This is a genomic window from Duganella sp. P38, from assembly GCF_050859475.1.
Taxonomy (GTDB): Bacteria; Pseudomonadota; Gammaproteobacteria; order Burkholderiales; family Burkholderiaceae_D; genus Rugamonas.
In genome coordinates this window covers 1,083,711-1,097,236 of sequence record NZ_CP193936.1, presented here as the reverse complement: position 1 = coordinate 1,097,236, position 13,526 = coordinate 1,083,711, and the positions used below count along the sequence as shown (strand labels likewise).

The 13,526-nt window shown below is 58.5% G+C and carries 7 protein-coding genes, 2 tRNA genes, 3 rRNA genes and 2 pseudogenes; 6 read left to right on the top strand and 8 right to left on the bottom strand.

What is annotated here, in order from left to right:
* Positions 1 to 43: 43 nt before the first annotated feature.
* From rrf to ACRQ5J_RS04950, 6 genes are all read right to left on the bottom strand, one after another.
* Positions 44 to 156, bottom strand: a 5S ribosomal RNA gene (rrf, locus tag ACRQ5J_RS04975).
* A gap of 194 nt (positions 157 to 350) precedes the next feature.
* Positions 351 to 3,223 (bottom strand): 23S ribosomal RNA (locus ACRQ5J_RS04970).
* A 168-nt stretch (positions 3,224 to 3,391) separates the two neighbouring features.
* Positions 3,392 to 3,467, bottom strand: a tRNA-Ala gene (locus tag ACRQ5J_RS04965).
* Positions 3,468 to 3,474: 7 nt separating this feature from the next.
* Positions 3,475 to 3,551 (bottom strand) — tRNA-Ile (locus ACRQ5J_RS04960).
* A 61-nt stretch (positions 3,552 to 3,612) separates the two neighbouring features.
* Positions 3,613 to 5,146, bottom strand: a 16S ribosomal RNA gene (locus ACRQ5J_RS04955).
* Together the 16S, 23S and 5S rRNA genes with 2 tRNA genes alongside form the textbook arrangement of a ribosomal RNA operon.
* Before the next feature lie 278 nt (positions 5,147 to 5,424).
* Entirely contained in the window at positions 5,425 to 6,201 is a 777-nt protein-coding gene (locus ACRQ5J_RS04950; protein WP_432381478.1) for an enoyl-CoA hydratase, read from the bottom strand.
* Between the two features lie 58 nt (positions 6,202 to 6,259).
* Here ACRQ5J_RS04950 and ACRQ5J_RS04945 point away from each other — a divergent pair, with 58 nt between their 5' ends.
* Both ACRQ5J_RS04945 and ACRQ5J_RS04940 read left to right on the top strand, forming a co-directional pair.
* Positions 6,260 to 7,543 (top strand): MFS transporter, encoded by a 1,284-nt coding sequence (locus ACRQ5J_RS04945; RefSeq protein WP_432381476.1) that lies wholly within the window; start codon positions 6,260 to 6,262, stop codon positions 7,541 to 7,543.
* A 44-nt stretch (positions 7,544 to 7,587) separates the two neighbouring features.
* On the top strand, positions 7,588 to 8,025 hold the full coding sequence (locus ACRQ5J_RS04940; RefSeq protein ID WP_432381475.1) for a universal stress protein: 438 nt from the start codon (positions 7,588 to 7,590) through the stop codon (positions 8,023 to 8,025).
* On the opposite strand, the gene mltA is transcribed toward ACRQ5J_RS04940, so the two are convergent.
* Both mltA and apaG read right to left on the bottom strand, forming a co-directional pair.
* The gene (mltA, locus tag ACRQ5J_RS04935; protein ID WP_432381474.1) at positions 8,022 to 9,215 is read right to left on the bottom strand and encodes a murein transglycosylase A; all 1,194 of its coding nucleotides are present in this window, start codon (positions 9,213 to 9,215) and stop codon (positions 8,022 to 8,024) included. The genes ACRQ5J_RS04940 and mltA overlap by 4 nt on opposite strands.
* A 128-nt stretch (positions 9,216 to 9,343) precedes the next feature.
* Positions 9,344 to 9,718: a Co2+/Mg2+ efflux protein ApaG gene (apaG, locus tag ACRQ5J_RS04930; RefSeq protein WP_432381472.1), complete on the bottom strand. Its 375-nt coding sequence runs from the start codon at positions 9,716 to 9,718 to the stop codon at positions 9,344 to 9,346.
* 170 nt (positions 9,719 to 9,888) lie between these two features.
* Here apaG and rpe point away from each other — a divergent pair, with 170 nt between their 5' ends.
* The 4 genes and pseudogenes from rpe to ACRQ5J_RS04910 all read left to right on the top strand — a co-directional run bounded on the left by rpe (position 9,889) and on the right by ACRQ5J_RS04910 (position 13,518).
* On the top strand, positions 9,889 to 10,554 hold the full coding sequence (rpe, locus tag ACRQ5J_RS04925; RefSeq protein ID WP_154383338.1) for a ribulose-phosphate 3-epimerase: 666 nt from the start codon (positions 9,889 to 9,891) through the stop codon (positions 10,552 to 10,554).
* A 4-nt stretch (positions 10,555 to 10,558) separates the two neighbouring features.
* A pseudogene (locus tag ACRQ5J_RS04920) lies at positions 10,559 to 11,241 on the top strand (phosphoglycolate phosphatase).
* A 216-nt stretch (positions 11,242 to 11,457) separates the two neighbouring features.
* A pseudogene (gene trpE / locus ACRQ5J_RS04915) lies at positions 11,458 to 12,953 on the top strand (anthranilate synthase component I).
* Between the two features lies 1 nt (position 12,954).
* Positions 12,955 to 13,518: an anthranilate synthase component II gene (locus ACRQ5J_RS04910; RefSeq protein WP_154383341.1), complete on the top strand. Its 564-nt coding sequence runs from the start codon at positions 12,955 to 12,957 to the stop codon at positions 13,516 to 13,518.
* Positions 13,519 to 13,526: the final 8 nt, after the last annotated feature.

Genomic DNA, 13,526 nt, shown 5'->3' with positions numbered 1-13,526 from the left:
AAAAAGGCCCGTTCACTGAACGGGCCTTTTCACTTAATAACTAGCTTGACGATAACCTACTTTCACACTGGTTGCAGCACTATCATCGGCGTAGAGTCGTTTCACGGTCCTGTTCGGGATGGGAAGGGGTGGGACCGACTTACTATGGTCATCAAGCTTTGACTGGGAACAATCGGGAAGAAGTAAGGTGCGATGGGTCCCCGCCTTCGCGGGGACGACGATCGGTCGTCGCCAACAGGCGACGCTTCGCGTTGGCGATCCGTCGTCGTTCCCGCGCAGGCGGGAACCCAATTCGTTTTATCAGAGTAGCACTCACCATCATAGTAAATGCGTATAACCGTCAAGGTTATAGGGACAAGCCGTACGGGCAATTAGTATCAGTTAGCTTAATGCATTACTGCACTTCCACACCTGACCTATCAACGTCCTGGTCTCGAACGACCCTTCAAAGAGCTCAAGGCTCTGGGAAATCTCATCTTAAGGCAAGTTTCCCGCTTAGATGCTTTCAGCGGTTATCTCTTCCAGACTTAGCTACCCGGCAATGCCACTGGCGTGACAACCGGTACACCAGAGGTCTGTCCACTCCGGTCCTCTCGTACTAGGAGCAGCCCCCTTCAAATTTCCAACGCCCACGGCAGATAGGGACCAAACTGTCTCACGACGTTTTAAACCCAGCTCACGTACCACTTTAAATGGCGAACAGCCATACCCTTGGGACCGGCTACAGCCCCAGGATGTGATGAGCCGACATCGAGGTGCCAAACTCCCCGTCGATATGAACTCTTGGGAGGAATCAGCCTGTTATCCCCAGAGTACCTTTTATCCGTTGAGCGATGGCCCTTCCATACAGAACCACCGGATCACTATGTCCTACTTTCGTACCTGCTCGACTTGTCGGTCTCGCAGTTAAGCACGCTTATGCCATTGCACTATTAGCACGATGTCCGACCGTACCTAGCGTACCTTCGAACTCCTCCGTTACACTTTAGGAGGAGACCGCCCCAGTCAAACTGCCTACCATGCACTGTCCCCGATCCGGATAACGGACCAAGGTTAGAACCTCAAATGAACCAGGGTGGTATTTCAAGGATGGCTCCACAGCAGACTGGCGTCCACTGCTTCAAAGCCTCCCACCTATCCTACACAGATTGATTCAAAGTCCAATGCAAAGCTACAGTAAAGGTTCATGGGGTCTTTCCGTCTAGCCGCGGGTAGATTGCATCATCACAAACACTTCAACTTCGCTGAGTCTCGGGAGGAGACAGTGTGGCCATCGTTACGCCATTCGTGCAGGTCGGAACTTACCCGACAAGGAATTTCGCTACCTTAGGACCGTTATAGTTACGGCCGCCGTTTACTGGGACTTCAATCAAGAGCTTGCACCCCATCATTTAATCTTCCAGCACCGGGCAGGCGTCACACCCTATACGTCCACTTTCGTGTTTGCAGAGTGCTGTGTTTTTATTAAACAGTCGCAGCCACCATTTTATTGCAACCTTTTCGCCCTATCACAGTAAAGTGACCAAGCTACCGAGGCGTACCTTTTCCCGAAGTTACGGTACCAATTTGCCGAGTTCCTTCTCCCGAGTTCTCTCAAGCGCCTTAGAATACTCATCTCGCCCACCTGTGTCGGTTTGCGGTACGGTCTCGTATGACTGAAGCTTAGAGGCTTTTCTTGGAACCACTTCCGATTGCTACGTGAACAAGTTCACTCGTCCCACTCCCTTGAATTACGTGCCCGGATTTGCCTAAGCACCTTCTATGAAGCAGAAACTGACTATTCCAACAGTCAGACAACCTTCCGCGATCCGTCCCCCCATCGCATCATACGACGGTGCAGGAATATTAACCTGCTTCCCATCAGCTACGCATCTCTGCCTCGCCTTAGGGGCCGACTCACCCTGCTCCGATGAACGTTGAACAGGAAACCTTGGGCTTACGGCGTGGGGGCTTTTCACCCCCATTATCGCTACTCATGTCAGCATTCGCACTTCTGATACCTCCAGCATCCTTTACAAGACACCTTCGCAGGCTTACAGAACGCTCTCCTACCATATCCTTGCGGATATCCGCAGCTTCGGTGACTGGCTTAGCCCCGTTACATCTTCCGCGCAGGACGACTCGATCAGTGAGCTATTACGCTTTCTTTAAATGATGGCTGCTTCTAAGCCAACATCCTGACTGTTTTAGCCTTCCCACTTCGTTTTCCACTTAGCCAATCTTTGGGACCTTAGCTGGCGGTCTGGGTTGTTTCCCTCTTGACGCCGGACGTTAGCACCCGACGTCTGTCTCCCAAGCTCGCACTCATCGGTATTCGGAGTTTGCAATGGTTTGGTAAGTCGCGATGACCCCCTAGCCATAACAGTGCTCTACCCCCGATGGTGATACTTGAGGCACTACCTAAATAGTTTTCGGAGAGAACCAGCTATTTCCAAGTTTGTTTAGCCTTTCACCCCTACCCACAGCTCATCCCCTAATTTTTCAACATTAGTGGGTTCGGACCTCCAGTGCGTGTTACCGCACCTTCATCCTGGCCATGAGTAGATCACTTGGTTTCGGGTCTACACCCAGCGACTACCGCCCTGTTCGGACTCGATTTCTCTACGGCTTCCCTATCCGGTTAACCTTGCCACTGAATGTAAGTCGCTGACCCATTATACAAAAGGTACGCAGTCACCCCTTACGAGGCTCCTACTGTTTGTATGCACACGGTTTCAGGATCTATTTCACTCCCCTCCCGGGGTTCTTTTCGCCTTTCCCTCACGGTACTGGTTCACTATCGGTCGATTACGAGTATTTAGCCTTGGAGGATGGTCCCCCCATCTTCAGACAGGATTTCTCGTGTCCCGCCCTACTTGTCGTACGCTTAGTACCACCGGTCTGATTTCGTGTACGGGGCTATCACCCGCTATGGCTGCCATTTCCAGAGCATTCCACTATCAGTCCGACTATCACGTACAGGCTCTTCCCATTTCGCTCGCCACTACTTTGGGAATCTCGGTTGATTTATTTTCCTGCAGCTACTTAGATGTTTCAGTTCGCCGCGTTCGCTTCACACACCTATGTATTCAGTGGGTGATGACCCAGAGGGCCGGGTTTCCCCATTCGGAAATCTGCGGATCAAAGCTTGTTTGCTAGCTCCCCGCAGCTTATCGCAAGCTACTACGTCCTTCATCGCCTGTAATCGCCAAGGCATCCGCCATGTGCACTTATTCACTTGTCCCTATAACCTTGACGGCTATAGTTCAAGCATTTACTACTATTGTGATGATGAGTTTTACTACCCTAAGTGTGTATTTCTACACGCTTAAATAAAACTTTACTTCTTCCAGATTGTTAAAGAACGGTACTACTTTTACCTAAACACTGCTGCTTACGTAAAAACAGTAAGTGGTGGAGGATGACGGGATCGAACCGACGACCCCCTGCTTGCAAAGCAGGTGCTCTCCCAGCTGAGCTAATCCCCCAATGTCTTGGTGGGTCTGGTTGGGCTCGAACCAACGACCCCCGCGTTATCAACACGGTGCTCTAACCAGCTGAGCTACAGACCCTATGCTGTTCTCTAATCTCTTACAGTCGATAAGTGTGAGCGCTTAATGAAGCAAACTCTAGAAAGGAGGTGATCCAGCCGCACCTTCCGATACGGCTACCTTGTTACGACTTCACCCCAGTCACGAATCCTACCGTGGTAAGCGCCCTCCTTGCGGTTAAGCTACCTACTTCTGGTAAAACCCGCTCCCATGGTGTGACGGGCGGTGTGTACAAGACCCGGGAACGTATTCACCGCGACATGCTGATCCGCGATTACTAGCGATTCCAACTTCATGCAGTCGAGTTGCAGACTACAATCCGGACTACGATACACTTTCTGGGATTAGCTCCCCCTCGCGGGTTGGCGGCCCTCTGTATGTACCATTGTATGACGTGTGAAGCCCTACCCATAAGGGCCATGAGGACTTGACGTCATCCCCACCTTCCTCCGGTTTGTCACCGGCAGTCTCATTAGAGTGCTCTTGCGTAGCAACTAATGACAAGGGTTGCGCTCGTTGCGGGACTTAACCCAACATCTCACGACACGAGCTGACGACAGCCATGCAGCACCTGTGTAATGGTTCCCTTTCGGGCACTCTCAAATCTCTCCGAGATTCCATCCATGTCAAGGGTAGGTAAGGTTTTTCGCGTTGCATCGAATTAATCCACATCATCCACCGCTTGTGCGGGTCCCCGTCAATTCCTTTGAGTTTTAATCTTGCGACCGTACTCCCCAGGCGGTCTACTTCACGCGTTAGCTGCGTTACCAAGTCAATTAAGACCCGACAACTAGTAGACATCGTTTAGGGCGTGGACTACCAGGGTATCTAATCCTGTTTGCTCCCCACGCTTTCGTGCATGAGCGTCAGTTTTGACCCAGGGGGCTGCCTTCGCCATCGGTGTTCCTCCACATATCTACGCATTTCACTGCTACACGTGGAATTCTACCCCCTCTGCCAAACTCTAGCCTTGCAGTCACCAATGCCATTCCCAGGTTGAGCCCGGGGATTTCACATCAGTCTTACAAAACCGCCTGCGCACGCTTTACGCCCAGTAATTCCGATTAACGCTTGCACCCTACGTATTACCGCGGCTGCTGGCACGTAGTTAGCCGGTGCTTATTCTTCAGGTACCGTCATGAGCCGCAGATATTAGCCGCAGCCTTTTCTTCCCTGACAAAAGAGCTTTACAACCCGAAGGCCTTCTTCACTCACGCGGCATTGCTGGATCAGGGTTGCCCCCATTGTCCAAAATTCCCCACTGCTGCCTCCCGTAGGAGTCTGGACCGTGTCTCAGTTCCAGTGTGGCTGGTCGTCCTCTCAGACCAGCTACTGATCGATGCCTTGGTGGGCCTTTACCCCACCAACTAGCTAATCAGATATCGGCCGCTCCACGAGCATGAGGTCGCCAAGGCGGTCCCCCACTTTCTCCCTTAGGACGTATGCGGTATTAGCGTAACTTTCGCTACGTTATCCCCCACTCCTGGGTACGTTCCGATATATTACTCACCCGTTCGCCACTCGCCACCAGAGCAAGCTCCGTGCTGCCGTTCGACTTGCATGTGTAAGGCATGCCGCCAGCGTTCAATCTGAGCCAGGATCAAACTCTTTAGTTTAATCTCTGTTTGATGATCATTGCTGACCATGGTTCGCTCACTCAAAATACTGACAGTATTACTACTGTGTTATTTCTTGTTGAGCATTTAATGCTTTTTGTTGCAGCATCAAACGCCCACATTTATCGACTGTAAATTCTTAAAGATCCGTGTTGCTGCTGTTGAAGCGTTGTGTTCATCAGCACAGAAGCGAGATTATGAAGCACTTGATTTATCTCGTCAACCCCTCGTTTTTCTTCGCATTTTGTATGCGTCGTTTCGCGAGGGACCGAACTATATCAAAGCCCCTCGAAGTTTGGCAAGCGCTTTTCGAGGAAAGCTTTCATGCCTTCTTTTTGGGCAGGCGTACCGAACGCCGACTGGAACAGCTGGCGTTCATACGCCACGCCCTGCGATAGCGTGGTTTCGAAAGCGCGGTTCACCGCATCCTTGATCTGCATGGCCACCGAGGTCGGCATGGCGGCGATCTGCGTGGCGGCAGTCAGCACTTCCTCGATCAGCTTATCGGCCGGCACCACGCGCGACACCAGGCCGATGCGCTCGGCTTCAGCCGCGTCGATGGTGCGCGCGGTCAGCAGCAGGTCCATGGCCTTGGCCTTGCCGATCGCGCGCGGCAGGCGCTGCGTGCCGCCGGCGCCCGGCGTCACGCCGACCTTGATTTCCGGCTGGCCGAACTTGGCGCTGTCGGCCGCGATCAGGAAGTCGCACATCATCGCCAGCTCACAGCCGCCGCCCAGCGCATAGCCGGCCACGGCGCCGACCACCGGCTTGCGGATGCGCAGGATATGCTCCCAGTTGCGGCCAATATAGTTGTCGCGGTAGGTATCCGGGTAAGTGTATTCCGCCATGGCAGCGATGTCGGCGCCGGCCGCGAAGGCCTTCTCGCTGCCGGTCAGCACGATGCAGCCGATGGCCGGGTCGGCATCGAACTTGTATAAGGCATCGCCCAGTTCGTTCATCATGTTGTCGTTCAGCGCATTCAGCGCTTTCGGACGGTTCAGACGGATCAAGGCTACTTTATCGTGCACTTCAACGATCAGGTCTTCATACGACATGTGTTCCTCCAGGTGGAATATTTACCGGGCGATTGTAGCGCCTATCCCCGCCACTGGTATGATTGAAATTCGGCAATCAGCACCATGCGAGCCTCCTATTCTCAACGCCTTCCGTAACGACGAACTGCTGCGCAACGGCGATTTCCGCCGCTACTGGTCGAGCGCCGTCATCAACGGCTTCGGCAGCTATGTCAGCGCGCTGGCCATTCCGCTGTGCGCGGTACTGCTGCTGAAAGCCTCGCCGGCGCAGATGGGCATGATGGGCGCGGCCGCAGCCCTGCCCTTCGCGCTGCTTGGCCTGCCGGCCGGCGTTTTCCTCGACCGCAACCGCAAGCTGCCGATCCTGCTGGCCAGCAAGGCCGTGCAGGCGATGTCGCTGGCCAGCATCCCGCTGGCCTGGTGGCTGGGCGCGCTGACAGTCGAATGGCTGTATGCGGTTTCCTTCCTCTCCGGCGCCTGCAGCGTGGTCGGCGGCGGCGCCGAGGTGGTTTTCCTGACCAATATGATCGGCCGCGGCAAGCTGACCGACGCCCAGTCCAAATTCACTGCCACCGATTCGGCCGCCCGCCTGCTGGCGCCCGGCTTTGCCGGCGTGCTGATCCAGTGGCTGACCGCGCCCTACGCGGTGCTGCTCAACGCCATTGGCTTCCTGGTATCGATCGCGCTGCTGCGCAATGTGAAGGCCAGCGATCCCAAGCCGCCGCCGTCCAACAAGCATCCGCTGCGCGACATCCAGGACGGCATTTTGTTCATCTGGCACCATCCGCTGCTGCGCACATTGGCGCTGGCTTCGGGCTGCTGGCACATGCTGTTCTACGGCTTTGCGGCGCTGCACGTGATTTTCGCCACGCGCGAACTGGGCATGAGCGCCGGCATGCTGGGCGTGGCGCAAATGATCGGCGGCGTGGGCGTGCTGGCAAGTTCGCTGCTGCTGAAGCCACTGAACCGGCGCTTCGGCCCGACCGGCGCCATGGTCATCGGCATGAGCCTGTGTGCGTTTGCGTACACCGCGACGCCGCTAATCCCGGCCAACCTGTTCGGCTACCCGCTGGCCAGCGCGATCGCCTGCGCCGCCATGTCGTTTTTCCTCGACTGCGGCGTGATGCTATTCCTGATGCCCTACACCACCTTGCGCCAGCAGGTCACGCCGGACGCGTATCTGGGCCGCATGGTGTCCACCATGCGCTTCCTGACGGTGTCGGTGGCGCCGCTGGGCGCGCTGACGGCCGGCTATCTGGGTCAGCATTTCAGCGTACGCGCCGGCCTGGCCTGCGTGGCGGCCGGCGGCGTCGCCCTGATGCTGTGGCTGGCCGTGTCGCCATCCGTGCGCCAAAAAAGCTGAGTAGACAGTAGGCTGACTCCAATGCCCAACGACAGGAGTCAGTCATGTTCCAATCCATTCTTTTGCCCACCGACGGGTCCGACCTGTCCGACAAAGCCACTGCCACGGCGGTGGAATTCGCCAAGCTGCACCAGTCGCGCATCACGGCGATCTCGGTGATTCAGCCGCTGCTGATGCCCTCGCTCGGCGACAGCGGCGCCATGATCAGCATCGACCAATACGAAGCCGACATGAAAACCGCCGCGCGCGACCATATCAACAAGGTGGCGGCGGCGGCCAGCGCGGCCGGCATTCCGTTCGAGGGGATCATCGCCGCCTCGCCCAATCCCTACGAAGAGATTGTGGAAGCGGCCAAGAAGTACGGCTGCGACCTGATCATGATGGCCTCGCACGGACGCACGGGCCTGAGCAAGCTGCTGCTGGGCAGCGAAACGCAAAGCGTGCTGTCGCACACCACGCTGCCCGTGCTGGTCCTGCGTTAAAACTTCTTCGGCAGCAGCACCCAGACATTGCCGCGCTGCTTCATGCGGCCGGCATTCTCGGCCGCCTCGGCGCCGAAGCCGAAGAAGTAATCGACCCGGATCGCGCCGCGAATCGCGCCGCCCGTATCCTGCGCCATCACCAGCCGCTGCAGCGGAATATCGCTGTTCGGCATGGTGGTGGACAGGAACACCGGCGCGCCCTGCGGCAGCTGGGTGGCGTCGATGGCGATCGAGCGTTGCGGCGTCAACGGCACGCCAAGCGAACCTTTCGGCCCCACTTTCGGGTCCGGCAGCTTCTCTTCGCGGAAGAATACATAGCTCGGGTTGGCGTTGAACAGCTCCTGCATGCGGGTCGGATGGCCGGCGATCCACGACTTGATGCCCTGCGCCGACGCCTGCTCCACCGTCAGCTCGCCCTTCTCCACCAGATATTTGCCGATCGACTTGTACGGATGGCCGTTCTGGTCGGCGTATGCCACGCGCACGGTTTCGCCGGTTTCCGCCAGCTGCACGCGGCCCGAACCCTGCACTTGCAGGAAGAACGATTCGACCGCATCGTCCACCCACAGCAATTCCTTGCCGTTGAAGCTGGCCGAGTCGATTTCCGCGCGGGTCGGATATGGCACCACCTTCTTGCCGACCAGCTTGCCGCGCAGGCGCATGCCTTTCAGCTCGGGATAGACGCCGGCCAGGTCAATGGTGACCATATCGTCCGGTACTTTATAGAGCGGAGTCTGGTACACGCCGCCTTTTTTGCGCGAGCCGTGCAGCAGCGGCTCGTAGTAGCCGGTGACCAGGCCGTCGGTGGCGCCGTCGGGCGCGACCACCTGGTTCGGCTCCATAAAGGTCTCGAAGAAGGTGCGGATGGCTTTTTCGTCGCTGCCGTTGACGCTGCGGGCGATGGTGCACGCCTCCTTCCACGTGGCCTGCTTCACCAGCACACTGCACGAGGAAGTGAAGGCCGGCCAGGCGGCGCGCAGGTCGTCCTTGTCCCAGCCCGGCAGCGCGGCGAAGGTGGCCGGCACCATTTGCAGCTTGCCCGGCGGCGCCGGCTGGGCCGGCGGCGTGGTGGGCGCGGGCGCCGGCGCGGGCTGGGCCGGCGGCTGCTGGGGCTGCGGCGGCGCCTTCGACTGGTCGGGCGGCAGCGGCGTGGAGGTGCAGGCGGCCAGCGCAAGCGCGACGACGCCCATCGGAACGAGTAGACTACGACGTGGAGATAACATAAAGGATAACTATGTGGCTATTAATGGTTGAAGCGGGCGTGGCCTTCTTCCTGCTCGTCTTCATCGTCTGGTGGACCATGAAGGGCAAGAAGTAATCAGTGCAGCGTGCGCGGCAGCGACAGCACGAATTCCGGGATCTTGGCCTCGAACTGGTGGCCGTCCTCGGCCACGCAGAAGTATTCGCCCACCATCGAACCCTGCGGCGTTTGCAGCGCGGCGCCGCTGGTGTATTCGAACACCTCGCCCGGTTGCAGCAGCGGCTGATGGCCGACCACGCCCAGCCCGCGCACTTCCTCGATGTGGTTGTTGGCGTCCGTGATGATCCAGTGGCGCGAGATCAGCTGCGCCGCCACCGTGCCGGTGTTCTTGATCGTGATCGAGTAGGTAAACACGAAGTTCGTGCGCTCCGGGTCCGATTGATCCGGCAGATACTGGGTCCTGACCGACACGGTAAATTCATAAGTCGACATCAACATTCCTCTAAATAGCAAGCTTGGCGATCATATATCGCCAGGCATCCATTGCACCCCAAAACCGCCCCCGATGCAAGGACGGCGCGGCTGAAAACAGGCACAAGGACCGCGACCAGCGTAAAATAACGCATCTTTTTTATTGCAAGCCCAAGGGCAAGCCCAAAGCCATGACCACTTTCCGCATCGCTCCCAGCATTCTGTCCGCCGATTTCGCCCGCCTGGGCGAAGAGGTACGCAACGTCGTCTCCGCCGGCGCCGACATCATCCACTTTGACGTGATGGACAACCATTATGTTCCGAACCTGACCATCGGCCCGCTGGTGTGCCAGGCGATCCGTCCCCACGTGGATGTGCCTATCGATGTGCACCTGATGGTCAAGCCGGTGGACCGCATCATTCCGGACTTCGCCAAGGCCGGCGCCAACATCATCACCTTCCACCCGGAGGCGTCGGACCACATCGACCGCTCGCTGCAACTGATCCGCGACCACGGCTGCAAGGCCGGCCTGGTGTTCAACCCGGCCACGCCGCTGAGCTACCTGGAACACGTGATGGACAAGGTCGACATGATCCTGATTATGTCGGTCAACCCGGGCTTCGGCGGCCAGTCCTTCATTCCGCAGGCGCTGAAGAAGATCGCCGAGGCGCGCCGCCTGATCGACGAATCGGGCCGCGACATCCTGCTGGAAGTCGATGGCGGCATCAAGATCGACAACATCGCCGCTGCCGCCGCTGCCGGCGCCGACACCTTCGTCGCCGGCTCGGCCATCTTCGGCCAGCCGGACTACAAGGCCGTGATCGACGCCATGCGCGCCAACCTGGCCAAGGTCTGAGACGATGAGCGTGCTGGCAGGCGTGCGCGCCGCAATCATTGACCTCGACGGCACCATGCTGGACACGATCCCCGACTTCCACGTCGCGATCAACGCCATGCGCGGTGAGCTGGGCCTGGCGCCGATCACCCAGGCGCAGATCGCCCTGATGGTCGGCAAGGGCTCGGAGAACCTGATCCGCGCCGTCCTGGCGCTGGACTGGGACGCCGCCCGCGTCGAGTCGGCGTTTGCGCAAGCGATGGCGGCCTACCAGCGTCACTACCTGAGCATCAACGGCAACCACAGCACGCTGTTCCCGGACGTGATCGCAGGCCTGCGCGCGCTGCAGGCCAACGGCCTGCGCCTGGCCTGCGTGACCAACAAGCCGATCAGCTTCACCACGCCGCTGCTGGCGGCGAAAGGCCTGGCGCCATTTTTTGAAGTCGTCTACGGCGGCGACTCGCTGCCGCGCAAAAGCCGGACCCGCTGCCGCTGCAAACCGTGTGCGCCGACTTCGGCCTGCCACCGGCGCAGGTGGTGGCCATCGGCGACTCGTCGAACGACGCGCAAGCCGCACGGGCCGCGGGTTGCCCGGTGCTGACGGTGCCATATGGTTATAACCACGGAGAGTCTATACACGACACCGATTCCGATGGTATAGTAAGTACGCTGCTAGAAGCGGCTAGCCTGATCCGTTCGCATAATTAACCGTTAGCTGAACTAAACCTGACCGAAATGTCTCTCACCAAAAAACACATCGTCAACCAAACAGGCTCGATTGAGGCCTGGCTGTGGCGACGCTGGCAATCCTGGCAAAACTAAGCCGAATTGATTGCTGTCGTCCGCTTTCGCGCGTCCCGACGACAGGTTTTTTGCAACACACCACCGCCGCACCACCTCACGCCGGCGGCATGGAGAGAAGACATGACCGAACTCGAATTCAAATCGTTGGCCACCGACGGCTATAACCGCATCCCGCTGATCGCGGAAGCCTTCGCCGACCTCGAAACCCCGCTCACCCTCTACCTGAAGCTGGCGCAGAGCCAGAACGGCGGCAAGAACACCTTCCTGCTCGAATCGGTGGTGGGCGGCGAGCGTTTCGGCCGCTACTCCTTCATCGGCCTGCCGGCCACCACGCTGCTGCGCACCTTCGGCAACCGCACCGAGATCGTCAGGAACGGCGCGGTGATCGAGACGCACGAAGGCAATCCGCTGGATTTCATCGAGATCTATCAGCAGCGCTTTAAAGTGGCGATCCGCCCCGGCATGCCGCGCTTCTGCGGCGGCCTGGCCGGCTACTTCGGCTACGACACCGTGCGCCACATCGAGAAGACGCTGGCCAACACGCAGCCGAAAGATGACCTGGGCCTGCCCGACATCCAGCTGATGGTGACCGAGGAACTGGCCGTCATCGATAACCTGAGCGGCAAGCTGTATCTGATCGTCTACGCCGACACCACGCAGCCGGAATCCTACGCCAAAGCCAAACAGCGCCTGAAGGAACTGCGCGTGATGCTGCGCCGTGGCGTGGAAGTGCCGGTGGCCAGCGCCTCGGTCCGCACCGAGGCCGTGCGCGAATTCGCCAAGGAAGATTATCTGAAAGCCGTGGCCCGCGCCCATGAATACGTGCTGGCCGGCGACTTGATGCAAGTGCAGATCGGCCAGCGCATCCGCAAGCCGTACGTCGATTCGCCTTTGAGCCTGTACCGCGCGCTGCGTTCGCTGAATCCGTCGCCGTATATGTACTTCTACAATTTCGGCGACATGCAGATCGTCGGCGCCTCGCCGGAGATTTTGGTGCGCAACGAAACCGCCGCCGACGGCGAGAAAAAGTCACGCTGCGCCCGATCGCCGGCACCCGCCCGCGCGGCGCCACGCCGGAACGCGACGCCGAACTGGCCAGGGAACTGCTGGCCGACCAGAAGGAAATCGCCGAACACGTGATGCTGATCGACCTGGCGCGCAATGACCTCGGCCGCATTTCCGACATCGGCAGCGTCAAGGTGACCGACCGCCTGGTCATCGAAAAATACTCGCATGTGCAGCACATCGTCTCCAACGTCGAAGGCAAGCTGAAAGACGGCCTGTCCAACCTGGACGTGCTGCGCGCCACCTTCCCCGCCGGCACGCTGACCGGCGCGCCGAAGGTGCGGGCGATGGAAATCATCGACGAACTGGAAATCTCCAAGCGCGGCATCTATGGCGGCGCCTGCGGCTACCTGTCGTTTGGCGGCCAGATGGACGTGGCGATCGCGATCCGCACCGGCGTGATCAAGGACGGCAACCTGTACGTGCAGGCCGCCGCCGGCATCGTCGCCGACTCCATCGCCGAGATGGAATGGCAGGAAACCGAACACAAGGCGCGCGCTGTGCTGCGCGCCGCCGAGCAAGTGCAAGATGGCCTGGATGGGGAGTTCTAATATGCTGCTGATGATCGACAATTACGACTCCTTCACCTACAACATCGTGCAGTACTTCGGCGAACTGGGTGAGGATGTCCGCGTCTACCGCAACGACGAAATCACGATCGCGGAAATCGAGGCGCTGAATCCGGACCACATCTGCATTTCGCCGGGTCCGAAAGATCCGTCGCAGGCGGGCATCTCGATTGAAGTGCTGAAGCACTTCGCCGGCAAGAAGCCGATCCTGGGCGTGTGCCTCGGCCACCAGGCCATCGGCGAAGCGTTCGGCGGCAAGATCATCCGCGCCAAGCAGGTCATGCATGGCAAAACTTCTTTAATCGCGCATACGGGCGTGGGCGTCTTCAAGGACATCCCGTCTCCCTTCACGGTGATTCGCTATCACTCGCTGGCAATCGAGCGTAGCTCGCTGCCATCCTGCCTGGAAGTCACGGCATGGACCGACGATGGCGAAATCATGGGCGTGCGGCACAAGGAATACGACATCGAGGGTGTGCAGTTCCACCCCGAGTCCATCCTGTCCGAACACGGCCATCAACTGTTGAAGAACTTCCTCGTCCGCTGATTAAAGAA

Bases quoted from the DNA above. Each gene is read 5' to 3' on its own strand.
- ACRQ5J_RS04910 (WP_154383341.1), top strand. From the start codon at position 12,955: ATGCTGCTGATGATCGACAATTACGACTCCTTCACCTACAACATCGTG.
- apaG (WP_432381472.1), bottom strand. From the start codon at position 9,718: ATGTCGACTTATGAATTTACCGTGTCGGTCAGGACCCAGTATCTGCCG.
- ACRQ5J_RS04945 (WP_432381476.1), top strand. From the start codon at position 6,260: ATGATTGAAATTCGGCAATCAGCACCATGCGAGCCTCCTATTCTCAAC.
- mltA (WP_432381474.1), bottom strand. From the start codon at position 9,215: ATGGGCGTCGTCGCGCTTGCGCTGGCCGCCTGCACCTCCACGCCGCTG.
- rpe (WP_154383338.1), top strand. From the start codon at position 9,889: ATGACCACTTTCCGCATCGCTCCCAGCATTCTGTCCGCCGATTTCGCC.
- ACRQ5J_RS04950 (WP_432381478.1), bottom strand. From the start codon at position 6,201: ATGTCGTATGAAGACCTGATCGTTGAAGTGCACGATAAAGTAGCCTTG.
- ACRQ5J_RS04940 (WP_432381475.1), top strand. From the start codon at position 7,588: ATGTTCCAATCCATTCTTTTGCCCACCGACGGGTCCGACCTGTCCGAC.